The following is a 24,849-nucleotide window of genomic DNA, read 5'->3' on the forward strand; positions in this document are numbered from 1 at the left end:
ATGTTTATATGCGGGACCTTGCCAGGTTCGTCCGAACCCTTGTTATAGACAAGGCCACAAGCAGCAGCTACGCCGCATTAAACCGAATGGATTTACGATGGCATACCGGATGAAACCGGCGTGTACAAATGGCAAGCCGTCATATGTCTGCCCCCGGTATCCATAAGCTGAGGACGGACCTCGCTGCAGACTTTCATCGCCTTCGGGCATCTCGTATGGAAAGCGCAGCCCACCGGCGCATTGGCCGGACTTGGCACCTCCCCCTGCAGAATAATCCGCTGCCGCTTCAAATCCGGATCAGGCTCGGGTACAGCAGAGAGAAGGGCCTGGGTGTAGGGATGCTGCGGAGTATCATAGAGCTGATGCTTGTCCGCGATTTCCACGATTCGTCCCAAGTACATGACTGCGACCCGGTCGCATATATGCTTCACCACGCTGAGGTCATGCGCAATGAATATATAGGTCAGATTGAATTCGGATTGCAGATCCTGCAGCAGGTTAATCACCTGAGACTGAATGGACACATCGAGCGCCGACACAGGTTCATCAGCTACGATCAGCTTGGGCTGCAGGGCCAGTGCCCTGGCGATGCCGATCCGCTGCCTCTGCCCGCCTGAGAATTGATGAGGATAACGGTGCAAATGCGTGCGGGTCAGACCCACGACATCGATCAGCTTCTCGATCCGCTCCTGCCGCTCCTTGCGGCTGGATACTCCGTGGACGATCAGCGGTTCCTCCAATATTCGCTGTACGCTATGCCTGGGATCGAGCGAGGAAAAAGGATCCTGGAATACAATTTGCATATCCCTGCGCTGCTTCCGCATGGCTTCCATGGACAACCCCGTAATCTCTCGCCCTTCAAACATGACCTTGCCTTCACTCGGTTCGATCAAACGCAAGATCGAGCGTCCGGTAGTGGATTTGCCGCAGCCCGATTCGCCCACCAGGCCGAAGGTTTCCCCGCGGCGCACAGAAAAGGAAATATCGTCGACTGCTTTGACGTGACCTATCGTTTTGTTCCACAGTCCTTTGCGGATCGGAAAGTATTTTTTCAGATGCGAAACCTCAAGCAATGGCTCACTCATACGGCATCCTCCTGTTGGGTTTCATGCAGCCAGCATCTGCAGCTATGCCCGGATTCTTGTTCCGTCAGTTTTGGTAGCGCTTCCATGCATCTTTGCATGACATGCGGACATCTGGCAGCAAAGCGGCATCCCTGCATATTTTTACTGAGGATCGGGACATTGCCCGGAATGGAATACAATCGCTCCCTGGTTTCATTCATGCGGGGAACGGACTGGATCAGGCCTTGCGTGTAGGGATGCAGCGGATTTTTAAAGATATTATGCACGCTGCCTTCCTCCACCACCTTTCCTGCATACATGACCGCTACCCGGTGGCACATTTCGGCGACGACGCCAAGATCATGCGTAATCATCATGACGGCCATACCCTGCTCTTCGTTAAGACGACGGATCAAATCCAGAATTTGAGCCTGAATCGTGACATCCAGCGCCGTAGTCGGCTCATCGGCAATCAGTAATTCAGGATTACAGGCAATCGACATGGCGATCATGACCCTCTGCCTCATGCCTCCGGACAGCTGATGGGGATATTCATCGATAATGGACTCGGCTCTGGCAATGCCTACTTTTTTCAACATGTCCAGCGTTAAGCTGCGTGCTTCTTTTCGGTTGATGCCTCTGTGCAGACGCACCGTTTCTGTAATCTGCTGCCCTACCGTAAAGAGCGGATTAAGCGAAGTCATCGGCTCCTGAAAAATCATGGAAATGGAGTTGCCCCGAATTTTGCGCATTTCCCATTCCCTTAGCGGTACAATATCCTTGCCTTTGAATAAAATGGAACCGCTCACGATTTTGCCCGGCGGAATTGGCACCAGCTTGAGCACCGATAGTGAAGTTACGCTCTTGCCGCAGCCCGATTCACCGACGACACCAAGCACTTCACCCGGATTCAGATACAGATCGACACCATCCACTGCCGGTATTTCCCCACGGTCGGTAAAGAAATGCGTCCGGAGATCCTTGATCTCGAGTATTGGCTTGCCCATGCAAAAACTCCTTTTGGTCAATAATAAATTGGCTTGATCATCAATTGAACAGAGGTCAAATGGGTACAAAAAACAACCCCGCAGAGCCCTTTAGGTTCTAAGCGGCAATGAAGTCAGGTTCGAATTCCGTCAAAGTTACAGCGCTTAAATTTTGAAGGAAACACGGGATCGGGTCTGTCGAAATCTTTTTGGAAACGGGTAAAACGCGAGTGGGTATTTTGCCTGAAATAGACAGTGAATGTTCATGCATGAATATGTAGTGAAGTCGTAGGAGTGGGAGTGACTTCTGTCTGCATGCGAAGTAAATAAGAAGGAAGATTCATGATGGGAAAATCGTTGATTTACATCAAAAACATCGTTTTGTATAAATATATCGTTATTTAATACAAAACTTTACTATAAGAGATAGGCAGTTTCAAGAAATATTTTACAGCATGTCAGAATTATATTCAGACACGAATCTACATGTTCATGCAAATTCGGACAAAATAAAACGAAAATGCAAAATAAAGCACCTGTTCAAGGCCCTTATTTTGCATTTTATGATCCATTCCGTTTGTTTTCGCAAACAATTAATCCTGCATCGGAGTAACCGCATCCGCGAGCGCCCTTTCCGTTTCTGCTCTAAAACGCGCCTCAGCCTGCGCACTCCATCCTAGACAGGAGGACATCATCTTAATGACAGGCTCTTTCATTTTCCGCGCCAAATCGATGTTAAACAGCGTTGCACCTGTACGGCGGGTCAAGAAATCTACAGGAGAAGCTACCATTTCTGCATCCAGCGCATAAGCAAGCTGTCCATAGAGCGCCAGCGGCATGTTGAAAGCATTCGCTTCTTCCTTACCTTCAGCGATTCGCTGATAGACCTTGTGCGTATTCGTGCCATACATGCGGGCCAGCCGAACCGCCTCCTCTTGCGTTAATCCAGCTTGTACGCCCGCCGGGGCAGCCTTTTGCACCCAAGCGTCGAATCCTTTGGAGCCACCCATATCACCGCCCGAGATGGGCAGATGCTTGGTCCGGCAAGCTTTAAAGGAACGGTGCTGGGCTTCGCTCAGCTTTTGGGACAGCACGTCGACAATCGTCTCCGCCATCTTGCGGTATCCTGTCAATTTGCCGCCGGCAATGGTCAGCAGTCCACTGCCCGACTCCCAAATCTCGTCCTTCCGCGAAATCTCCGACGGGTCCTTACCCTCCTCATAGATGAGCGGACGCACGCCGGCCCAGCTGGACTCGATATCCCGCTCGGTTATGTTCACATCCGGAAACATGAAATTAATGGCGTTGACGATATAACTCCGATCACTTGCCGACATTTGCGGATGGACCGGATCCTGATCATAAAATGTGTCCGTGGTACCCACGTAGGTTTTGCCGTCACGCGGGATGGCGAACACCATTCTTTTATCCGGGGTATCAAAATAAACCGCCTGCCGCAGCGGAAATCTGGACTGGTCGATCACGAGATGGACACCTTTGGTCAATCGGAGCGTCTTCCCCTTCTTGGAAGCATCCATTTCCCGAATCCGGTCGACCCAGGGACCCGTGGAATTAACAACCTTGGCGGCTTTGATCTCATAGGCATCCCCTGTCAGGAAATCGCGGACGACGGCACCTTTCACCTGCTTATTGTCATCGTAGATGAGACTCTCCACTTTGGTGTAGTTCAAAGCCGCAGCCCCGTGCTCCACGGCAGCCTTCATGACTTCAATGGTGAGACGCGCGTCATCCGTCCGGTACTCGACGTAGTATCCGCCGCCTTTAAGACCCTCTTTTTTGATGAGCGGTTCTTTATCCAGGGTCTGCTGAACGGACAGCATGGAGCGCCGCTCCCCCCTTTTGACGCCGGCCAAGGAATCATATACCCGGAGCCCGATCGACGTGCTGAATTTGCCGAACGTACCACCTTTATGCATCGGCAGCAGCATCCATTCCGGCGTGGTCACATGCGGACCGTTCTCGTACACGATCGCCCGTTCCTTCCCGACTTCCGCTACCATTCCGACCTCAAACTGCTTCAGATAGCGAAGTCCGCCATGAACCAGCTTGGTGGATCTGCTGGAGGTACCTCCCGCGAAATCCTGCATCTCTACTAAAGCGATCTTCATCCCGCGCGTGGCCGCGTCCAGGGCAATGCCTGCCCCCGTAATCCCGCCGCCAATCACCAGGACGTCAAATGTTTCGCTGCTTAATGTTCTCATCACCTGTTGCCGTTCCAAGTTCGTGAATGTCATGTATGCTCATCTCCTCTGCATGCACAAAAGATCATAATAGCGCGCACTTATTCTATCACTTCAATCAGGATCGATTTCCATTGAATCCACTCGTGTTCGTTTTGACGTCTTTCATCGAAAAAATGCAGCGTGAACCACACGATGCTTACTTGAATGCCATGGCAGCATGCACAGCTTTTTTCCAGCCTCCATATAAAGCCTCGCGCACGTCCTCGCTCATGACCGGCTCAAATTCATGCTGCTTCGCCCACAGCTCCGATATTTCCTCTTGGCTCTTCCAATATCCGACCGCAAGTCCTGCCAGATAAGCTGCTCCAAGGGCCGTGGTTTCGTTCACCACCGGACGCTCTACAGGTACCCCGAGAATGTCGCTCTGGAACTGCATCAGGAAATTGTTGTGCACGGCACCGCCGTCCACGCGCAGGGTTCTCAGCTCAATGCCGGAATCTCCCTCCATGGCTGATATGACGTCACGCGTCTGATAGGCCAGCGACTCCAGCACAGCACGGATAAAATGCTCCTTCGACGTGCCGCGAGTGAGGCCAAAGACCGCGCCTCGGACATCGCTATCCCAATATGGCGTGCCCAGACCCACAAATGCAGGTACCACATAGACCCCTTCTGTGCTGCTGACCCGCGCAGCGTAATCCTCACTCTCTTTGGAGTCTTTGAGCATGCGAAGGCCGTCCCGAAGCCACTGCACGGCTGATCCCGCCACGAAAATACTGCCTTCCAGCGCATATTCCACGCGGCCGTTAATGCCCCAAGCGATTGTGGTCAGTAGACCGTGCTCGGAGTGAACGGCGGTTTCGCCAGTATGTTTGAGCATAAAGCAGCCGGTACCATAGGTATTCTTCGCCATCCCCTCATCAAAACAAGCCTGGCCGAACAACGCCGCCTGCTGGTCGCCGGCCGCTCCCGCAATCGGAATTTCTTGCCCGAAGAAGTGATGCTTGACGGTGTGACCGTATACCTCGGAAGAGGGGCGTACTTCAGGCAGCATGGACGCAGGCACGCCAAGAATCTCCAGCAGCTCCTGGTCCCATTTTAATTCGTGAATGTTGTACATCAAGGTGCGGGATGCATTGGAGTAGTCTGTAACATGCCGCTTGCCCCCGGTGAATTTCCAGATCAGCCAGGAGTCGATCGTGCCGAAAAGAAGTTTGCCTTGCTCCGCTTTTTCCCGGGCGCCATCCACATGATCGAGAATCCACTTCACCTTGGTTCCAGAAAAATAGGGGTCGATGAGAAGGCCTGTTTTCTCGCGAATGATATCGTTGTATCCCTTGGACTTCAACTCTTCGCATATGCTGCTCGTCTGCCGCGACTGCCATACAACCGCGTGGTACACAGGCTCATCGGTTTCCTTGTCCCACACGACGGTCGTTTCCCGCTGGTTGGTGATGCCGATGCCTTCGATCTGCTCCGCTTTCACGCCCGATTCGGACAGAACCGATGCGATGACCGACAGAATCGAACCCCAAATCTCGTTGGCGTTATGCTCCACCCAGCCCGGCTGGGGAAAATATTGCGTGATCTCTTTTTGCGCGGTATAGACGATCTCACCGGCTTTATTGAACAAAATCGCGCGCGAGCTCGTCGTTCCCTGGTCCAAAGACAATATGTATTTTTCCATTGCTCTCCCTCCGCTACTTGAGAATAGAGGTGCATTGTAAACGCTTAATTATAAAGGTTAAGTAATATCCGCCATAGTGATGCCTAGCTACTTCTTATGCTATTCGATATTGTCTTATATTTGAAGAACAAATTTGAATAAATCTAAGTTCTTGACATCGTCCGAGGTGACCGATGCGGTTATGGATCGTTCTTCCGATGCCAGCTTTCCTTTGAAAAACTTTTAGGCGACCGCTTGCGTTTCTTCAGATCGATTCCGTCCCCTCCGCTACTTCGAGCTGTCTATTGCTACGTTTGACGTTGACTAAATGAATACTATTCTTCAATTTCAGTAATCTCCCATAAAAGAAACTGAACGGAATGCCAATTAAAAAACTGACCCCATAGCATCTCCTGCTCCTCGATGATATGGAGCCTCGCTAAATGCAACTTGTAAACATGAGTTCCCTACATTCCCGTTCTGTTGTTGCTCTGGTTACAAAAGCTTGAGGCGTTCGAACAGCGCGAGCATCCGGTAGAAATCGTAGCTGCACTGATCAGGCGTGTCGATTATTCCCTTCGCCACGGCTGTCTTCACCGCAGATTCCGCCCATACCGGAATGGGCATCCGGTCTCTGGCCGCCAGCTGGGACAGCTGCCCTTGTAAGTCTTCTACCCTTTTCGTCAATGCTTGAAGCTGCTGCTGCAGTTCTGCCTTTTCCATTTCTTCCGCATCTCCTTTCAGACTATCATATCGAGACAGATTGTATGCTTCCATAATCGCAATCAACTTGGCGGGATACTGCGGATCGGTGGCGTAGCCCCCCTTCCAGATCTCTTCGGCTGCTGTTTTGTAGTTAGCGTTCAGTACGCCATGGTAACGGGTAGGATTGTCGCGGGTGCCGCCAAGTATAAGATTCGAATGATCTGCAACCGACTCCGCCCAAGAACGGTACTTGCGAAAAGAAGCCGTAACCTTAACAGGCTTACCCTGCACATATTCCGTCGTGGGCATGTCCACACTCCCCGCCGGCCCTTTACCCTTGATGCCGAAAAGATTGTTGGCCTGCTGCGTCAAACCGCTTGTCCCCCAATTCGATTCCAGGATGGCCTGGGCGATTGTAAGGGAGGCCGGAATGCCGCAGCGCTGCATGTCGGAGATGGCGCATGGGGTGAGGGTTGAGATGAATTCATTTTTGTTCATGTTGTTAAGTGTCCTCCTCTTGAGATTTGGAGTTCAGAGTGGTGGTATAACTTTTAATCCCACGGATTATTTTTTGCTATCTTCACGGCCTGTTTAACCAGCTGATTACCGTAAACCGCGAACGCTCCGGCAAGAATGCCTTGGATGATGGATTCCGGACCGAATCCGGTAAGCCAGATCGTCAGCAGAATTGCAGTTAACGTAACAACATAAACAATGCTCCAGTCGGGTACCCGCGGAGTTTGTTTCAACATAAAACCAATGATCCAACAAGCTGCCACCACAATGATGAGCTTGGGATCGATGAGCTGCCAAATTGTGTTCCAATCCATCTTTTCTCCGACTCCTTTATCATTAATGTCCTGAAAATTTAAAAGCCGCCCATAGGGCGGCAACGATACCACTAGCCACGGCTGTAATGATCGAGCCATAGAATGTTCTTTTGAACCACATCTGGTCTTCCTTCTGAGCGTTTTGCTCAGCAATCGCCATCTGTGCCGTTCTTAATGCTTCATCAGCAATCTCTTTGGCTGTCTGAAGCTGATCCAGCCTTTGATGTGCTGACTTGGCGGATTGATCCGCATTGCGGGCGATTTCCCTGAGCGTCTCGACTGCTGCGGCAAGCGTGGGAACTACTTCAAGCGTTTTTTCAATCCTCGCGAGTTGAATTTGTATATCTACAAGCTGATTTGAATTTTCTTTGTTTTTTGCATTCACTCCTTCGCCCACCTTGATTTCCTCCTTTGGCTTGGTAATGAAAAAGCCCCCGGATGAGAGGGGGCGGAAAAGCCTTCAAATTTTGAAATAAAACTAGATACGCTCTCCCTTAACTGAAAAGTTAAACCTTATTTTATGTGAGTCATCAAACTGAATGCTGACTAATTTTACTTAACCTTGGTATTCCCGGTCCGTAATCAACTTATATTCTTCCTGTGTAATTACCTTGAAATCTACATATTGTTTAAGTTGGAGGTCATTAGCCCATTTTTTTTCAAAGTAGTATTTCAGGCGTTCAAAATCGTTCTCGAACAAGTGCGAAATCTCCTTCCTACTTTAAATTTTCAAGCGTAAGAACACGCAGTTCCATTCTGACTATCTGCCCACCAAGCGCTTCGTTCTGCGATTTTAGATCGGCTACCTCCATTTCACGTTCTTCGAGTTTAGCGACGATCTGTTCCAGCTCACTTGGCCCCGGCGGTTTGGTCAGTTCATTTATTTCTTCAGTTGAAAGACCTTCCTTCCAGAAGACCGTAGAATCAACCGATTTGTCGTCCTCTCTAGCTTCCCATGCGGCAAGATCAAAACATGGATTATATAATCCTGAAGGGACCGGTACACCGACTATATAGCCGACAATTTTTAGATCTTGTTCTTCAAGAGTTGTTGGTAGCCCAGGCTCATCTTTAGATTCCAAAGTTACTGACGATTTAGAGTCATAAAAAGGGACGACACCAGAAAAGGCATCGTCCACTAGCATATCCTCAATATAGAGGCCTTCTGTATTTACTTTAGGTACGGCTTTCATGTGATACCTCCTTTATTGTTCTGCTAAAAATGGTGGAATATTGAGGACCGCAAGATCTCGCAAGGCTCCTGATGATAATCTAACTTGACCGTCAGTTTCAACTTTAATTCTTGTAACCGATATTTTTATTGCATCCTCCGATACTGATGCACTAGATAGTGCCTGACTAGGGCGATATCCAACTGGTAATACGAAAACAGTCGTACCGGCTAATATGCTCCCATTTTTAATCAACCCGTCAATATGAACAAAACCCAGTGAATCTTTGAAAAAACGAACTGTTGTGTACCCACTATTGTTATAGCTTACCCAGCCATTCAGCAACGTTGGCGTAATCCACCCCGGTGCATCCTTCTCAGCCTTCTTCATCTCAACTACACTGACACGCTGCAGAGCCTCTTGCACACCTGCAGTCAGATCGGTAAGCTGGGCCTTTTCGTTTGTTGCCACTGTGCCAGTGATTGGTACAACAGGGGATTTGTCGAGCTTTATATAGGTAGCACTATAGAATGCTGATTGCTCGTACTTATCATCTCTTATCATCGCAATCATTCCCTTTTTAGGTGCACTGTCATGATTGGCGAAAACCGTCCATTTACTGGACTCATCCACATTATTTTTGAGTACCTTGAGTATATTATTTGTTGAATATTCGAAAACAGAATGGCTGCCAGTAACAATATCAACAGCTAAATTGTTTAACCAATAATATTGAACTCCCCCATCAACATACAGTGCAGGTTTCACACCTTCCCGTAACACAATTCCTGTACCGACTTCAATTTGGTTATCTCCCTCTATCAGCGTGAAACAGCCATCGGATACGACTGCCTCAACTACAGGTGTTGCGAGTTTGTATAAAAGTTTGTAAGGATTCCAGTTTGGGGCTTTTGTTGATGGCAGTGTTGTTGTTGTGCCATCCCAATTATTTATATCATTTGAGATGCCATCCAACCTGTAGACCCAATACTTTATGCCAGAGCCATTGTAAGTGTTTGTAGCCAGAACACCATCACACATCTTCCAGCCCATGAAGTACGCCTTAATCTCATCAAGTGTAGGAGTGTAGCTTTCACCCCATCCGCTGTCAGCGTTAGCGATTGAGAGAATTACTGTCGATTCCCATGTCCGATTAGACCACATATCACTTTGTATCAAAGTGTCATTTTTAGGGTTAGCAAGTAAAGATCCATCATACTTTATCATAGTCCCATATTCTTGACCTTGTCCTGCTTTTGCTCCTTGCAACGGAAATGAGACCACTTTAAAGCCTGCTGTTGTATGTCTCAGTGAGTAGCTAAGCGCTCCATCCAATACAGATTTCTTCCACTTTTCTAGTTTTAAATACTGCCCCTCTCTAGAGAAAACTTCATCAGCATCCCCACCTGTCACAGGGTCTGCAAATAAATCTGTTTGCAGTGCTATCATGTTGTCTACTCGTGGTTTAAAAGTTCTCTGTGTGGAACCTATGTTTAGCATCGGTTCGGCGAAGTAGAAGGATCCTGCTGTTCCGGTATAAGATACATTTGATAAGTATATCCGAACCGCGGTGGACGCTCCCGTATTGAAATTAATACTTTGATCTTGCGTATTTGCTACTAGTATGACATTCAGTTCGGTGTTAGTTACAGATAAGTACCCATTATGATTTGCACTGAGACAATAGTCAGTATTCGGCATTAATGGAATCTCCACGTATAAGTAATATGACTTATCTGCCACGCCTGTAAAGGCCAATTCATATGCACTTTTAATATCATATGTTCCACCAATAGGAGAAGTTAGCCATTCAGTAAATGGCGGTAACAAATTCTCACCATAACGGATCGCATACGGATTACTAACGGGTGTTACACTGTAAACATATGGGTATTTATCAGCCAATTGTTCGGATGACATACTATCAATCGCGAAGTATTCAGCTTCTGAAATTTCGTATGCTCTTAAATTTTTGACCCAAGCATATTGCCCCGCGGTCCCTTGAAATACAGCTTCCACAGAACCAGTTGTAAGATCCGCTGACGGTGCATACTTTGTCGCTATGGTTACAAATTTGGAGGAATCCAAAGACTTTATTAACGGAAAGATTTCAATAGTATTCGCCGAAGCGCATTGAATAAAAATATCTTCAGTCGTGTTGCCATTCTTTACATCTCCAAGCAGAATATATTTTTTTCCTGATGAAAAAGTAATCGGCCTCACAGCAAGAGATCCAACAGATGAAGATGAGAGAGTGATTTTAGTTGACCCAGATTCGACGGTTGATGTTAAAAAATAATTAATGAGTTTAGACGGATCATCCCCTTTCCCTATCCGTCCCGTCAAATTAATCAACGTACGTCCTTTTATTGAGCCCAGCTTAAACAGACTGTCCCGCTCAACGCCTTTCAAAATTTGCAGACCGGGCTGCAATGTAATATCCGCCGAAGAGGGCACATTGAGCCTATCCTCTACCTTGGTTACCCGCGATTGTAGACCATCTGTTGCAAAGTCAATCTTATCCCAGTTTTCATTCAACATCGTTTTAATATTAAATGTTTCATTTCCATCCGTAGTTGGATCCTTTTTTAGTAATCCAAGATATGGTGTATTACTCGACAATTGGAGCACCTCCTGTAAACTTTGATAATGGGACTTGCTGTAATTCATTTAAAGCCATAACCTCATGAATTTCTCTAATGATTAAATATCTAAACTCGTACTTCACCGCCAAATGCGCCGGTTTGATCTCCTCCACCGCTGCCTTCAAATCCTCCAGATTCGGTGGAATCCCAATGGTGTCGATGAATTTAACCATAAAGCCCCATTCCGAAGGTTGAAAAGAAACTTCCACCTTTCCACCGTCGTAGGCTTCAGCAACATTCTTCACCAAGCCCCCGGAAAATTGGCCCGCTCCCCGCAGCTTAGACTCAACCACGGCACGGCGCTGATCCAGCGGCTTGGCCTGGTCGGTAGGAATACCCAGTTCAAACTCCCAACGGCCTAATCCCCAAGTGGCGGTCCTGACGAAAAACTGCGCGGCTGCCGCATCCAGCGCCTGATACAGCAGGTCCATCTCGCCGCCTTTGGCATCCATATCGGACTGCATGACGCGGGAGTTCTCGTAATAAAACGGCAGATACGAAAACAGCTCGCGTCCCCGCAAGCTGTTCATTTCATTCTTATTCACTTACGCTCACCGTCCCCAGCACCGCCACTTGACCGGACCCGATTTCGATATTTTGCTGCGCATCATTCCCGTTAATGGTCAAATTCGAGTAGTCCACGATAATCGGGATGTCGAGAAGAACGGCAGCAATCCGCGTATAACGCACCAAAGGGTCTTTCCGGTTAAAGGCAATTTGCTGCAAATACGTTTGAACCCCATCGCCAATGAGCTTCCGGATTTCATCGAGCGTCGAAGGCCTCTCCTGCGTACGTTGTACCTTAACGGAAATATCGATTTTCACTTCCTCCGCAGGCAAAATGGTAACCACCGGCCCCGCCGGTGCCAGCCCTTCTCCCTGCCCGTCCTGTGTCGGATCGATATGCAGCTGTACGGCTTTCACGATTTCAGTGCTTGCTGCCCGTTTATCCGTATCCAAAAGATACAGCGCAACCGTCCCAGGGCCCTTCCATAAAGGAACGACCTCCACGCCTCCGACGCCGGCGATTTCATTCGCCCACTGGATATACTGCGCCTTGTTGCCGCTCGTCCCTTGGCTGCGGACCTTCGCATAGAATCGCTCTAACAGCGACTGGTCCGACTCTGTATCCGCCCCGCTTCTCGTTGGTTCGGGATTCGTGACAGATGAAATGCCGCTAACCGATGAATTCATGACCTGTATGACGCGAGCGGGCACGTTACCATTTTTCCCTGCCGTGACCGCGCGGATCGCCGCTTCAGCGGTTCCGAATTCGTCTAGGACAACGGCTGATGTCGTGACGTACTCCACTGAAAGCTCCCCGGATACGTCATCAGCGGGCGTTGCTACAAACGTGCCAACGGGCACTTTCGTACCCGGCTTCCCCGTAAAAAGAACGCTACCCGAAGAAGCAACGGCCTCCCGTCGCGTAATCCCATGCTCTGCTGTCCGTAAATCCAGTTCAGCGGAGCGGAATTGGTCATTATCGCTTGCTGCCGTGCTGGCAAATCCCCGTCTCAGCAGCTCCTGCGCCCAAAGCGCCGCCTCGGACAGCATGAAAGCCACCGGAGCCTGCGCATCCCAAATAAAAGAACCTTCCGACTTGTCGATATCCGAAGGCACTTTCTCCAGCATGCGGTTCAATATTTCTTCTTCCGTCTGTTCCTGCAAATATTGCGGCAAGTCTGCCATTAGATCACCACGCTTTCGATTGTTTCCATTTCATCATGGATGTTCGTAATACGGCAGCTGAAGCGACAAGCTTCCCCTTTCCAGTCAAAAGCGAACTGATCCACGCTCTGTGTCCTGGCATCTGCGAGCAGCGTTTCCGTCACCATCCGCTGGATCTCGCTTTCCTGAAGCGAACGGCTGCCTCTGCCAATCAGATCTTCCAGTTCGCTTCCGTAATCGCGAGAGTAAATCACGTAGCGATAACGCGGCGTACGAATGGCTTTTTCGCACCAAATGACCCAAGCCTCCTTATCATCGGCCACCGTCATTTGGCGTGTCGGCGACATGATAAATTCACCCGCGTCAAAATCAAATCTCCAGCTGCGGCCAAAAACGGCTTCGGTTTGTTCCAGCAGCCCCGGTTCGGTCACGTCTGTCCAAACCATGTCCTCCGTTTCCGGAAACAGGTTAGCCATGCCCACTCACCACCTTGCATATCACGACCGCGTCATTGCCTCCGTTAACGCGTAAGACAAGCACCCGGTCACCTGGTTGTAGTACAAGCTTCAAACTGACATCCTTCACTTCGTTCTTGTCAAAATAAAAAGAAGTATCCATCTGCTTATGATCCCAATCCGGCTGCTCGACCTGGGCAGTCGTGCCTGACATCATAAATCGCGGCACCGAAAAAAGCCCCGGCAGCTCGGCAACCATGTAATCCTGAAGTTCATGCTTGAAATCATCCAGCTTCAGTCCGGTCCCGGTCATCGTCCCAAGTACCGCACCAGCACCTCCGAGCGCCAGTTTCGCATGTTTTCCTACAGAGGAGTAAAGCGCAGACGCCAGCTGGCCGTAAGGATCTTTATTCAAGGTAAAACCTCCTTTTCACATCATCGTATGTGCCTAGCTCCAGCGACATATTCCCCGGGCTTCCCAGCTCACGGCTGACCGAAATCACCAGCAGCTTCATCCCGCCCAGCATAACGGCATCCCCGGCACGGATCGTATTGATGTCCGGTGCATTCAGAGAAATGGTCTGCGAAATCCCGCGCAGCTTGCTTTTCGCCAGTTCCTTGGCGGCTGCATTTGATTTCACTTCGTCATCCTGGATAATGGCCTGCAGCTGGCCGTACTTGTCGATGTCTTTCTCGGTGATCGCCATCACTTTGGAGGGAATCTCCTGCCCGAACTCGCTTGCTGTGGTAGCCAGCACCTTCACTTTGGTTGCGGCTCCTTCCAGCGTGCGGGACTGCGTCGTATCTGTGACATATTCCAGAATATACACGTCTTTGTTCGTTCCGAGCTCGTACAATTCGAGGCCGGATGAGACCATGCGGGGATGATACAGCTTCCCGCCTGCCTTGGCCGTTTCCCTGAGGTCTGCGAACATACTGGCATAGATGGACTGCGTCCGGTACACCGAACGCCCCAGCTCCTTGCCCGTATCCGGCAACTTAGCGATTTTCAGATTCCAGTCGGCTGCGTATTTCTTGAAACGCTGCGTCGCCGTCTGTTTGGCCGGAAACAAATATTCATCCTCGGACTTATCCAAATAAATCGTCCTGTCATAGATTGTCAGCGCCATTTTTTTATTACCGTTATTGGAGCTCTCCACTTCCCAGACGACAGCCGGATTCAGAAGCGGCACATAGTCCTTTTTACCATACGGAATTCCGCTGATCCGGATGCTCATGCCTGGGCTGATCGCCGGCATATCCGGCGTCACGATCAGGTTCACCGTACCTTGGTAAGCGACCTGCTCCAGGGAATCCCGGAGATTGATTGCTTCGACCAAAGGTGATAAATCATACTTATCCTGCAAAATCACTTTATAGCTCATGGCATCACCAGTTTCTGTCCGGGTTTGATCGTGTTTGGATTGCTGCCAATCGTTTTTTTGTTTAGCTGATAGATTTTCTGCCAATCTGAGCTGTTTCCGAGCTCCAGCTTGGCGATTTTAGATAAGGAATCTCCGGCTTTGACCGTGTAGCTCTTGCTCTTGGGCTTCATATCGACACGGGGTTTCTTGTTCACCAATGCTGCGGTTTTACCGCTGCTGCTTGCCGTTTTGGCCGCTTTCAATTCCCTCCATGTGCGAAGCGTGATCTCAAAGTAGACATCCCCCGGCTCTCCCCCGCGGAATGTGGATTGATGCGATGCAATAATCACGGGCACGTTCACGGATGTATTCGAGATCGTAAACTGCAGTGGCGTTTTTTGGGCCAAAAAACGGTTAATCGTATTCATCGCAACCTGAGGATCGTGAAAATCTGCCGTCGGTACAGAGCAAATCGCCCCATCATGAACCTTTGGAAAAAAAGAGGCGAAGGAAATTTCCTTCACCTTGTCCCCCTGCGGAAAATCGAATTCCCCGTAGGATAAAATATTTACCGTATCAAAACCTTTTTGCCGGGAGATCGTGACTTCCTCCGGATTCACCGGAAAAATGAATTCCTCCTGGCCGCTTTTCAGCCTAAATTGCATATCTTTCAAATTAACCATGTCTTGTATCGCCATGTTTTCCTCCCTTCCGGCAAAAAAAGCGCCTCTTCTTTCCATAGCCGACATTCACCGCAGTCATGCCATTAAATATACGCTCTAGTTGGCGGCTTTTGATTTTGCGTCGCTTTTTGGAATTCGGATCTGAGGCGCTGCCCAATTTGCTGGATCAGCCCTTCCACATCCACCGGATACTCTTCGTGAACCGTGACTTGAACCGCCCCGGGCGGAAGATTGAACTGGTTAGTCGTTTCCGTTTTGAAATCCCGCAAAAATCCGGAAAGGGCGGTCATTTGCTCAGAAGAGATTTGGACGATCTGTGATGCGGCTTTAACACCCGGCGCAACCGGACCAGGAAATGCTGCTGCTTGTAGGCGCGGACTCGGATCTGTGTAAATGGCTGCGTTAGGTGATAATGGTCTAGTAACTGTTGGCGGTCCAATAAATGCTTGCGGTTTACTAGGCTTGTCCGGATCAGTCATGATCGCGGGTTTCTTGGAGATGTCGTCTTTGGACTTATCCTTTTTATCAGTGAAGGTTTTCGAGAACCAACCCGTCATGGAAGAAAATGACTCCTTGATTCTAGGTCCATAATCTGCAATCATACCGCCTACTTTTCCGCCAACAAAGTCTCCTACTGTTCCCCCCAGTGCAGAACCAATTGCCGTACCTACAACGGGAATTGGTATTAACGTCCCTACTGTTCCCCCTAGTACAGAACCTATAGCTCCTCCAACAGCCGAACCGATCGCTTGGGTTTGTTCTTTGCCAGGTTTAGATTTAATGATCGAAACTACATCCGCGGCATATCCTAATGGACCCAAGAGTTTTTTTGATCCACCTTTGAGCACCTTACCAGCTATGCTTCCTAGATCACTTCCACCTACTCCAGTGGTTATTGAGCTTATAGCGGAAGATATTTGGGAGCCAGACGTCATTCCTTTTTTAATAACTCCCTGGATATTGTTTAGGAGTCCTTGGCCTCCCCCCATAATTCCCTCACCAGCAGAACCTATAGTCTCTAATAAACCTCCGCTAGCCTTTCCAACTTGGAGGGTCTTCCCAGAATACTTTACGGTAGCATCCTTAAATCTTTCCCACTTTGTGGTCCCGACTACAGGAGGTACAGGTAAATCTATAACCTTTTTTAGAGCTTTAAACTTCTTCGGTATATCCCCAGCATTTTTAAGACCACTGCCAAAAGACTTTAGACTTGAAAATGAACTTTTTATTGTATCCCATGCTGATTTTGGTTTTTCCTCTTTAACTCCACCAAGACTCAAACCACTCAAGGACTGGCTCAATACATAAATAGAGTTTGTATTAAGTTCGAGAGCTTGTATTATAGATGAAAAATCCACTGAAATTACAGGTATCGGCGGAGTCTTTACATCCTTTCTCCTTTCAGAAGCCTTCCCCTTAACAGCAACCTTCTCCTGCTCAACCTTCAACTTCACCGTCCCCGACGCATCAATAATCTGCGACTTCACCCGGTTTATTTTCCCAAGAATCCGGTCCAATCCTTTCGAAGCCCGGTCTCTCAATACAATCTCGGGGGCCATGCGGGTTCGGCCGATGCGCATTACGCGGCCCTGGATACGCTCAAAGTACCGCTCCATCGCGCGGAGTTCACGATTGGCCTTGATAACGTTTTTCGGGTCGATGACCAAGTTCATGCGGTAATTCAGCGTTTGTGCCATATGTGGTACACCTCCTTCCATGTATTAATTTTGGGCAGCCATGCGGTCCATCTCATTCTCTGCAAAAGCAAGCAGAAGCAGTCGCTCCCCGCGCGGCAGCCGCCAGAAATCTCCGGGACGGAGGTGATGCCGCACCCACAGATGGTACAGCATCGTCGTCATTCCCCCGGAGTTGATTAGTTTTTTAAGTCTTCAATCTCAACGCCGAAACCGGATAGCTCCAGCACCTTATCTCCCACGGCATCCAGTTCTCCGGCCAGCAGCATACGGCGTACCGCCTGCTCTCCGCCGGACAGTTTCATCCGGCTCGTAATGCGGGGATCGCCCCATCCGTTCAGGGACAAGCCTTTCACTTCAAGCTTGCCGGTCGCCTCTGCAATCAGCAGCGCGTTAAAGGTCTCGGAATCCACCTTCTCCTCCACGGATCCCTTCACCGTACGGCGAATCATACAGCGTTCCCGAATGCTGTCCACTTTGCTGGACGTCAGCCCGCGCAGCACGATCTTCATGTCCAGGCGTTTAATGCGGACGGTCTCTTCCGGCAGTTTCTCCGCAGCTTCAAACAAGCTGTCCAGAATTTGTTCCTCGGTCATATTCTCATTCAAACTCATGCTTCATGCTCCTTTTAGACAAAATTAATAATCGCTTAGTTTCCGACAATCGGGTCCACCAGTTCGTAACCTTCAAAGGTAAACGTGGTTTCTTCCTGTACCTCTTCGCCTGCCGTCCAGTTGGCAAGCTGAATTTTGTCCGGCATGCAGTTGATCAGGCGCACACGCTCATGGCCGAAGGATTCCGGATCGTCCAGCTTGGAGATGATATCGAATTTGGTAAAGCCGCGCTGAATCATATCGGAGGTCACCTTGTAGCCGCTCATGGTGCCGGTGCCCTTCTTAATGCCATTTTTGTGCACCTTCCAGTCGCTTCCGACCAGGTTCAACTCTCTTTTTTCCAATTCTACGCTGGCTTCCAGCTTGTTGATATGCGTCTGCCACACCCCGTCGATATAGGCCTGGCCATACGTCCCCAGAATCACTCTTGAAGCATCCAACATTGTTTGTTCCTCCTCATATTTTGAAAATAATTAAGTTCATGAAAAGATAATCTGCTAAGTATTACTGCACGTAAAAGGTTCCGAACAACTGCTCCATCACGTCGGTCAGCTTCACGTTCCACTGCAGGAAAACCTGATCCGGTTCCGGTTGACTCACGGCATTATCGCCATAATACGCTGGGTCGAGAATCACGTCATAGCCGTTTTGTTCGATCACGCCGCTTAGCGACAGTTGGCCCAAATACTCCTTCACGGCGCCAATCAACGCCAGGCGGCCTTCCTCGGTGTTATTCACCTTCCCGATGTAAACTTGCTCCGCAGCACGCTGAAGATCGGCGTTGATGGCGTCCATGACGCGGATCGAACGGATTTTCTTCCACGCGTTGTTTTGTCCTTCCGCAGGGCTGGTCAAGCTGTTGATACCGCGCAGGGCTTTGACTTGACGGCCATCGAAAAAGAGCAGGAATACGCCGTTCTTCACCGCTTCTTCCTGTTCGGAACGGGTCCAGCGGCGGGTCACGTCTTCAAAAGGCGTCACCGCATACGTCGCCGATTGATTCAGACGCTGACCTGCGATCAGACCAGCCACGTATGCAGCCGTCTGGGCAGAACTGTAGTTAGTTCCGGCAAGGCGCACCCCTGTACCCACGTTAATAATGCCCTCATGATTCAAGGCAAGCGAGCGGGCCGAAGCCGCCTTCACCGCATCCTTCGATGTATCCTCGGAAGCCGATCCTCCGAAGACCGCCATGACGCCGCGGCCCTCGCCGCGAAGCCGTTTAATCCAAGCCGCAAAGCTCTGCAGCAGCGCCATATCGGCAGCATAGTCAAGTGCAAGCATGTCAAACTCTTGACCTTCCGCCGCTTCCTGCATAGCAATGTAATCCGCATTCGCCAGCTTGCCGTTACCGCTCACGCCGCCCGAAAAGGCTGCGCCGCTGACATCGGCGGGAATGCCGCCTTGACCCAGCACCTTGGCCGTAACCCATACGTTGCCGCTGTCCTGATTGATCTGCTCCGCGATGGCTTCCGCCGTGCCGTCTTGCCCCTTGTAGGTGCCAAGCAATTTGGCGCCTTCATAGAGACGAAGCTCGCGGGCTTCCGGTTCGCCTAGCGCCGGCTGTACCGTTACGGTAAAACCATTGCCGCGGCTGCCCGGATATTTGGCATCCAGCTGCAGTACAGCTACCGGTGAAGCCTCTGCATTTTGGAGCGTGATGCTTGCCGCTGCGGCCGTGTCATCCGCCAATCGGTATGCCATCAGCTTCTTCGGCCCGCCAAGAAGGGCAAGATAAAGAGCCGGATAAGCGGTCGCCCCATCGAGAGTGTCAACCGAAAACGCCTGCCCAATCGCAGTCTCGCTGCCAATTTCCACAAACTCGCGCACAGGACCCCAGTTGGCTTTGACCGGCACGACTACCGTCCCGCGGGAGCCTCCTTGAATCGCGGACGCTGCCGCTGCTTTAAAATTCATGTACAATCCCGGCAACACCGGTTTATTCGTGTTTTCCCATGTTCCGCCTGCCATAATTAATCCACCTTCGCTTTCATGAATTGTTCAATTTTTTCCTTGGTCTCGGACACCGTGAACTGCTTGTCCTCCAAGCCGTAAAAGGCACCCGCCATCACTTCCTGTTTGACATCAAACAGGTCCTTGGCGCGGGTCATCAGTTCCGCCAGCGTGTAGCGGGGAGCATTAGCTACTTTTGCTTCAGTTTTAACCGTCTTTTTCACAGCCATTTTTGAACCCTCACTTTAAAATAGGATGAATATCGACTCTGCGGATTAGCGCAGCCTCTTCCGCCGGACGCATTCGCCGCTGCACCAGGGTTAGACGCAGCTGTCCATCCAGAAAGGCATCCGCCTGCATATCCGCCGACACTTCCGCCACCGACATATACTTGCGCTGACTGGCATCGATAGGCAGCTGCACCTCGGATCCCAAACCCTCGATCAAAGACACGGCCGCCAGCTGCTCGCTCGATGTATCCGGTCCGGAAATATGCCCGACGTAAACCTTTCGAACTTCATACAATGAAGCTCCCGCCATCTTCGTTTCGCAGCCGGTCATCCGCCACATTACGGCGCTGTCTTCCGGACCAGATGGCCAAGCCGTATGATAGACCGTCCACGGCATGCCCAGCAGGCTGCCTGTCCAATCGGTTAACGCTTGCAGCCATTCGTCTGCCTCAGATGAAGCATCGCCCGCTCCCGGCACCGGGATATGCACGCCGAAGCGCAGCGTGCGGCAGGCCTTACCGGTTGAAGGCTCCAGCCTTTCGGCTTCCCGCGAGCCCAAGTAGGACAGCGTAAAAAAAGAATCATCTGCATTCTTCACGCGCTTGTGATGCAGCCCGTTCAATAACTTTTCCGCCCAGGTGTCCGCCTGATCCAGCCCCGCATCGCCTGCGAACAGCTTCAAGCGGATCACCTGCCGGTATCCGGCCCAGGCAGACTTCCAGATCTCTTCGCCCAAGGCGATGACACCATAAGGTTCTTCTGCTCCTTCAAGCGGAGGCTGCACATCATACAGCCGATCTTTCAATGGCGGAATGATATCCGCGATCGCTTGCTTGAGCGCCGCCCTCAACATAAGAGCTGCCTATTTCTTTTTCCGTTATAGCTGAGCCAGACTCCGGCGTTCATAGCATTCGTTTGCTTGCGCAATTTTGGCTCCTCCTTTCCATCTAGATGTAAACCGGAAATGGGGCCAAGAGACAATCTGCCGCATTAGAAAAACCGGCTCTATGGCCGGCTCGCATTTGACTGAGTAAGTCTTCGGTTGTCATCTTGTTTCCATTTCCGATGATATAATCTTACACCCCAAAATCGGATGCGCTGATGGTGAATCGGACGGAATAAAGATCGTTTTCGTAAGAAAAAAGTACGAATGTACGTTCGTATTTTTGGGTTGGCTACCTCATCCAATAAAAAAGGACGGGGTTTCCCCCGTCCTGCTCCCTTACGATTTCTTCTGCTCATGCTTTATGATAAAAACCGCTTCGAAACTTCATATCCCGATAACCCGCTTCGCTATGATTTCCTCCCTCAATCGTCTGTTTAAACCTTTTGCAGATCCTCCAGCTTCAATAGGCCAAGGTCAGCGAATGCCAGCGCCATTTTATAAAAGGCTTTCGTTCGAAGCTTCGTATATGTATCCTTGCTCATCGGCGGATTCAGAATATAATTGTATACTTTATAGTCGAACACATCGTCTTGCTTCATATATCGTTCACGAATCATGAGTTGTTCCCTTTCGCTAAGCCTCTCCACGATCAATTCAATGAGCTCGCAGTATGCTCTTCGCGCGGCCGGCACGTCCACATTATGAACGGCAGCTTGCGCTGTCTGGTCCGATGTTACGTTCGTCGGTCCATGAAAGCGCTCGGTGTACGAAGCGGTGATGCTAACCTCCCTCGCTTCAAAGGTAATAGTCTTGTAAATACGATATTTTTCAAGCAATGCCTCGACGGCAGTTTGCGTTTTGCGGCGGTTCAGCTCCGGTAGTCCTTTTACCATAGTTATGCACTCCTTCATATAAAAAAAATAAATTAATGATGGCTTGTTCGCATTTTTGTTCGTATAATGATGTTACCATACCACTTTCTGGTTAATGACGTAAAACAGCAAATTTGAACCTTTTGAAAGGATATACGCAAGATTCCCTTCTCTTTTATACCTTTTGGTATGATTTTCACATCTTTCCTTTACCTTTTGGCAACAAACGGGTATAGTAACGAGGAAGAACCGGGTTCTACTTTATTAAAGGAGTGGGCATATTGTGGAAAACGAATTTGGAGTTCTGCTGAAGCAGATACGGGAGCAAAAGGGCTTAACAATCAACCAATTGGCAGAAGCGGCTGGAATCAGCAACTCGCAAATATCCCGAATGGAGAACGGCTTGCGCGGCATTCCCAAAGCCCCTACCATCCGTAAACTCGCCGATGCGCTGGATGCTTCCTATGGAGAGTTTATGAGTGCAGCGGGTTATTTGGAAGGGACGGACGGCATGGATGCGGCTGAACAGCTACCTGCGTGGGCAACCTCGAAGGACAAGCGCGATTTTAAAAAGATGCTGGAAGAGGACGGCGAGCTGATGTTTGACGGGATTCCTTTGGATCAGGAGGATAAACAGCGGATTAAGGATGTCTTGACCGGCCTGTTCTGGGAAGCCAAGCACATGAATAAGAGGAAGAAAAAACATAACGAAAATCCGGATGGCCGTTAAATCACCCAGCGCCGCCAACATTCCGGCAACAACCGACAAAGCAGGTGAACAATGTGGATGACATCATTCGAAAGTTAACCCGCAAACACAAGACCAGCTGTCCTTTCGAGCTTGCAAACGCGCTTGGCATACATATCCGCTACACCGATCTTGGCAAATCAACCAAAGGCCTCTATTATCGCAAACTGCGGAGGCGATTTATTGTGATACACAATCAGCTCTCCCCGGAATGGCAAAGATTCGTATGTGCGCATGAGCTTGGCCACGACCGGCTGCATAAGGGCATCAACCGTTTTTTTCTGGAGGAGCACTCCTACTTTATGCCGGGGAAGCTTGAACGTCAGGCCAACCGCTTCGCCATTCTCCTGTTGACCTCGGGAACAATGATTGAACAAGAAGAGACGATCCATGATTATTGCAGACGGAATGGCATTCCGCAGGAAATGCATCCTTTTTTTCAACCTTAGGGCAATCAATGATTAACAAGATGATGACGCCTTTACGCTAGATCAAAAAGGAGCTGTACCCAACATGCCACTCTAGCATGCGGTACAACTCCTTTTTTACAACTCCATACTTCGTTTACCTGTCGTTATGAAAGCACCCCGTCGCGGATATGCGTCGCCGCAAAATTCGGCGGGTTAAACCAGTTTCCGCTCTGCGCCCACGTCGGATCCAGCGGAATCCATTTCTTTTGCTCGTCCAGATAGACTTCGTTCCAAGCATGCGGACCATATCCGCCCTGCCCGTTGTACCCTTGCCCGGTAACGACCCGGACCTGAAGTCCCTGCGAGCGGGCCATGACGGCGTACAGGCGGGCATAGTCAATGCAGACCCCTTTTTTCGAATCGAAGGTGTCTTGCGGATTCTGCTCATGCCAGATGCCCTTTTGCTCGTAGTCGTCGACTTTACCGTAGTCATATTGCACTCTGGAGCCTACCCAGTCATACAAGCGCCGTGCCTTCTCTTCATCCGTCTTGGCTCCCTTGACGATATCGGCGGCAGCCGCATCAATATCATCCGGAATGGCATGATCGATGACTTCGTATTTGCGCTGCATGATGCCGCTGAGCTCTTTTTCCACAGCCTTCGTAAATACCGGCAGCTTATCCTTCACCAAATGTCCGGACAACGGTTCAATGACACGCTGCGCCCCTTCCTGATAAATCGGCGAGGCTTCCACATAGCGGGTAAAGGCTGTATTCGGATACAGCGAGACATATACGAACAGCAGTGCAACGACAACGATGCAGCGTCCCGCACCGATCAACAAACCGATGATTGCTCCCGAGAAGCGGCTGAAAATCGATGAGGACTGACGCGTGCCCGGCGCGAACAGCGAGCCCTTTCCTCCGAATACAAGCACCGTAAGCCATCGCATCAACAGGCGGATGATACTGTAGCTTAGGATGAACAGTACCGCAAAACGCAGCAGCGGAAAGTCAGCCATCGAAGTCATAAACGTATAATAGATCTGCTCCCAAGTACTCAAATCCCGGTTCGGAAGCGTACTCGTGTAATTCGTGAGCCATTCCTGCACTCGAGGCGACATCCAGAGCGTAAAAGGTACAGACAGCACCAAAGCCACCAAAATAAAAACCCCCTCCCTAAGCAGCGAGAGAAGTCTTCCGGCTGAGCGCGATGCTCCCCGGCGCCAGCCCTGGAACAACGAGACAAGCATGATGAGCAGTAAAAAGATCGAAATGATATTAAATTCTTGCAGACTCTTTATCCATGATTGCAACATAAGATGACCTCCCCCCACGAAACACATGGAAAAAGCCTGCCTTACTTACCTGAGGTAACATTCGAGTTGTTCTTGGCTTCCGCGATAAACGACTCGACGGTGTCGCTGATTTTCCACTGCCCGAGCGCCACGCCTCGAAGCGACACCTCCACCTTGTCTTTGCCCTTCTGGCCCTTCATCTCCAGATTAGGGGTTGTAATCGAAAAATTCCCGACCGCATCCGATGTATATTTTGCTTCCTTGGCTTCTTTCATCATGATGTTTGTCGCTTCGCTTTTCAGTTTATCCACCGTCTCCGTCGTGACGTCATTCGCCACGTCTTTGATCTTTTCCAGAGACACTCCGCTGTACACCAGCACAGCTACAACGATGATAATGACGAGTGCCCACTTCACCATTGTCTTAACAAGATTCAGGACCACGAACAGCACAATGAGAGCAATTACGATCACCAGCCAGTTTTGCTGCAAAAAATCGGACCAAACCTGAGTATCCATTTCCTTATCACTCCCATCAGCCACAGCTTGATATCGGACCCTAGCAAGCAAGCGGTCCGCTTTTATAAATTATACATGATTCCCTTATGGGCTGTCAGCATTCGCCGTGCCTCCGGCACCCGCGCTCCCTTCCAACCGTCCCGGCACTTTAATCAAACGGGTCTAGGTCTAATACGGCAAG

General features: G+C 49.9%; 28 protein-coding genes. 2 read left to right on the forward strand and 26 right to left on the reverse strand.

Features of this window, described 5'->3' with window-relative positions:
* Positions 1-92 precede the first annotated feature (92 nt).
* From GRF59_RS13150 to GRF59_RS13260, 24 genes are all read right to left on the reverse strand, one after another.
* Positions 93-1,085 (reverse strand): ABC transporter ATP-binding protein, encoded by a 993-nt coding sequence (locus tag GRF59_RS13150; protein ID WP_160497967.1) that lies wholly within the window; start codon positions 1,083-1,085, stop codon positions 93-95.
* The gene (locus tag GRF59_RS13155; RefSeq protein WP_160497968.1) at positions 1,082-2,071 is read right to left on the reverse strand and encodes an ABC transporter ATP-binding protein; all 990 of its coding nucleotides are present in this window, start codon (positions 2,069-2,071) and stop codon (positions 1,082-1,084) included. Before GRF59_RS13155 ends, GRF59_RS13150 begins: the two co-directional genes overlap by 4 nt.
* A gap of 572 nt (positions 2,072-2,643) precedes the next feature.
* The gene (locus GRF59_RS13160) at positions 2,644-4,305 is read right to left on the reverse strand and encodes a glycerol-3-phosphate dehydrogenase/oxidase (RefSeq protein ID WP_160497969.1); all 1,662 of its coding nucleotides are present in this window, start codon (positions 4,303-4,305) and stop codon (positions 2,644-2,646) included.
* A gap of 145 nt (positions 4,306-4,450) precedes the next feature.
* Complete coding sequence (glpK, locus tag GRF59_RS13165) at positions 4,451-5,941, reverse strand: glycerol kinase GlpK (protein ID WP_160497970.1); 1,491 nt, start codon at positions 5,939-5,941, stop codon at positions 4,451-4,453.
* A gap of 474 nt (positions 5,942-6,415) precedes the next feature.
* A complete protein-coding gene (locus tag GRF59_RS13170; protein ID WP_160497971.1) occupies positions 6,416-7,123 on the reverse strand; it encodes a glucosaminidase domain-containing protein in 708 nt (235 codons plus the stop codon).
* 53 nt (positions 7,124-7,176) lie between these two features.
* A complete protein-coding gene (locus tag GRF59_RS13175) occupies positions 7,177-7,455 on the reverse strand; it encodes a phage holin family protein (RefSeq protein WP_202128561.1) in 279 nt (92 codons plus the stop codon).
* A 22-nt stretch (positions 7,456-7,477) separates the two neighbouring features.
* Positions 7,478-7,852, reverse strand: coding sequence for a hypothetical protein (locus tag GRF59_RS13180; protein ID WP_160497972.1), 375 nt, complete (start codon positions 7,850-7,852; stop codon positions 7,478-7,480).
* Positions 7,853-8,011: 159 nt separating this feature from the next.
* A complete protein-coding gene (locus GRF59_RS13185; RefSeq protein WP_160497973.1) occupies positions 8,012-8,155 on the reverse strand; it encodes an XkdX family protein in 144 nt (47 codons plus the stop codon).
* Between the two features lie 16 nt (positions 8,156-8,171).
* Positions 8,172-8,648, reverse strand: coding sequence for a hypothetical protein (locus tag GRF59_RS13190; protein WP_160497974.1), 477 nt, complete (start codon positions 8,646-8,648; stop codon positions 8,172-8,174).
* Positions 8,649-8,660: 12 nt separating this feature from the next.
* The gene (locus tag GRF59_RS13195; RefSeq protein ID WP_160497975.1) at positions 8,661-11,249 is read right to left on the reverse strand and encodes a hypothetical protein; all 2,589 of its coding nucleotides are present in this window, start codon (positions 11,247-11,249) and stop codon (positions 8,661-8,663) included.
* Entirely contained in the window at positions 11,239-11,802 is a 564-nt protein-coding gene (locus GRF59_RS13200; protein ID WP_160498275.1) for a YmfQ family protein, read from the reverse strand. Before GRF59_RS13200 ends, GRF59_RS13195 begins: the two co-directional genes overlap by 11 nt.
* A 7-nt stretch (positions 11,803-11,809) precedes the next feature.
* On the reverse strand, positions 11,810-12,964 hold the full coding sequence (locus GRF59_RS13205; protein ID WP_160497976.1) for a baseplate J/gp47 family protein: 1,155 nt from the start codon (positions 12,962-12,964) through the stop codon (positions 11,810-11,812).
* The gene (locus GRF59_RS13210; RefSeq protein ID WP_160497977.1) at positions 12,964-13,419 is read right to left on the reverse strand and encodes a DUF2634 domain-containing protein; all 456 of its coding nucleotides are present in this window, start codon (positions 13,417-13,419) and stop codon (positions 12,964-12,966) included. Before GRF59_RS13210 ends, GRF59_RS13205 begins: the two co-directional genes overlap by 1 nt.
* Complete coding sequence (locus GRF59_RS13215; protein ID WP_160497978.1) at positions 13,412-13,813, reverse strand: hypothetical protein; 402 nt, start codon at positions 13,811-13,813, stop codon at positions 13,412-13,414. Before GRF59_RS13215 ends, GRF59_RS13210 begins: the two co-directional genes overlap by 8 nt.
* On the reverse strand, positions 13,806-14,783 hold the full coding sequence (locus GRF59_RS13220) for an XkdQ/YqbQ family protein (protein ID WP_160497979.1): 978 nt from the start codon (positions 14,781-14,783) through the stop codon (positions 13,806-13,808). The genes GRF59_RS13215 and GRF59_RS13220 overlap by 8 nt, the downstream gene beginning before the upstream one ends.
* Entirely contained in the window at positions 14,780-15,427 is a 648-nt protein-coding gene (locus tag GRF59_RS13225) for a LysM peptidoglycan-binding domain-containing protein (RefSeq protein ID WP_160498276.1), read from the reverse strand. Before GRF59_RS13225 ends, GRF59_RS13220 begins: the two co-directional genes overlap by 4 nt.
* Before the next feature lie 101 nt (positions 15,428-15,528).
* The gene (locus GRF59_RS13230) at positions 15,529-17,142 is read right to left on the reverse strand and encodes a hypothetical protein (protein ID WP_160497980.1); all 1,614 of its coding nucleotides are present in this window, start codon (positions 17,140-17,142) and stop codon (positions 15,529-15,531) included.
* A 24-nt stretch (positions 17,143-17,166) separates the two neighbouring features.
* On the reverse strand, positions 17,167-17,295 hold the full coding sequence (locus GRF59_RS30000; protein ID WP_272914975.1) for a hypothetical protein: 129 nt from the start codon (positions 17,293-17,295) through the stop codon (positions 17,167-17,169).
* A 23-nt stretch (positions 17,296-17,318) separates the two neighbouring features.
* Entirely contained in the window at positions 17,319-17,753 is a 435-nt protein-coding gene (locus GRF59_RS13235; RefSeq protein WP_160497981.1) for a phage tail assembly chaperone, read from the reverse strand.
* A gap of 35 nt (positions 17,754-17,788) precedes the next feature.
* Positions 17,789-18,196, reverse strand: coding sequence for a phage tail tube protein (locus GRF59_RS13240; protein WP_160497982.1), 408 nt, complete (start codon positions 18,194-18,196; stop codon positions 17,789-17,791).
* A 61-nt stretch (positions 18,197-18,257) separates the two neighbouring features.
* Positions 18,258-19,724, reverse strand: a complete 1,467-nt coding sequence (locus tag GRF59_RS13245; protein WP_160497983.1) for a phage tail sheath family protein — start codon at positions 19,722-19,724, stop codon at positions 18,258-18,260.
* A 2-nt stretch (positions 19,725-19,726) separates the two neighbouring features.
* Entirely contained in the window at positions 19,727-19,936 is a 210-nt protein-coding gene (locus GRF59_RS13250; RefSeq protein ID WP_160497984.1) for a YqzN/YkzM domain-containing protein, read from the reverse strand.
* 10 nt (positions 19,937-19,946) lie between these two features.
* Complete coding sequence (locus GRF59_RS13255) at positions 19,947-20,786, reverse strand: hypothetical protein (RefSeq protein WP_160498277.1); 840 nt, start codon at positions 20,784-20,786, stop codon at positions 19,947-19,949.
* Between the two features lie 470 nt (positions 20,787-21,256).
* Positions 21,257-21,715 (reverse strand): ArpU family phage packaging/lysis transcriptional regulator, encoded by a 459-nt coding sequence (locus tag GRF59_RS13260; RefSeq protein WP_160497985.1) that lies wholly within the window; start codon positions 21,713-21,715, stop codon positions 21,257-21,259.
* A gap of 259 nt (positions 21,716-21,974) precedes the next feature.
* Here GRF59_RS13260 and GRF59_RS13265 point away from each other — a divergent pair, with 259 nt between their 5' ends.
* The gene (locus tag GRF59_RS13265; RefSeq protein ID WP_341480070.1) at positions 21,975-22,424 is read left to right on the forward strand and encodes a helix-turn-helix domain-containing protein; all 450 of its coding nucleotides are present in this window, start codon (positions 21,975-21,977) and stop codon (positions 22,422-22,424) included.
* 53 nt (positions 22,425-22,477) lie between these two features.
* Complete coding sequence (locus GRF59_RS13270) at positions 22,478-22,891, forward strand: ImmA/IrrE family metallo-endopeptidase (protein ID WP_160497987.1); 414 nt, start codon at positions 22,478-22,480, stop codon at positions 22,889-22,891.
* A gap of 125 nt (positions 22,892-23,016) precedes the next feature.
* Here GRF59_RS13270 and GRF59_RS13275 read toward each other — a convergent pair whose 3' ends face one another.
* Together GRF59_RS13275 and GRF59_RS13280 are read right to left on the reverse strand one after the other, a co-directional pair.
* Positions 23,017-24,171 carry a transglutaminase domain-containing protein gene (locus tag GRF59_RS13275; RefSeq protein WP_160497988.1) on the reverse strand — a complete coding sequence of 385 codons (1,155 nt, stop codon included), beginning with the start codon at positions 24,169-24,171 and terminating at the stop codon, positions 23,017-23,019.
* A gap of 41 nt (positions 24,172-24,212) precedes the next feature.
* Positions 24,213-24,668 (reverse strand): hypothetical protein, encoded by a 456-nt coding sequence (locus GRF59_RS13280; RefSeq protein WP_160497989.1) that lies wholly within the window; start codon positions 24,666-24,668, stop codon positions 24,213-24,215.
* Positions 24,669-24,849 lie beyond the last annotated feature (181 nt).

Origin of the sequence: Paenibacillus dendrobii (assembly GCF_009807035.1) — a bacterium.
Taxonomy (GTDB): Bacteria; Bacillota; Bacilli; order Paenibacillales; family Paenibacillaceae; genus Paenibacillus_AQ; species Paenibacillus_AQ dendrobii.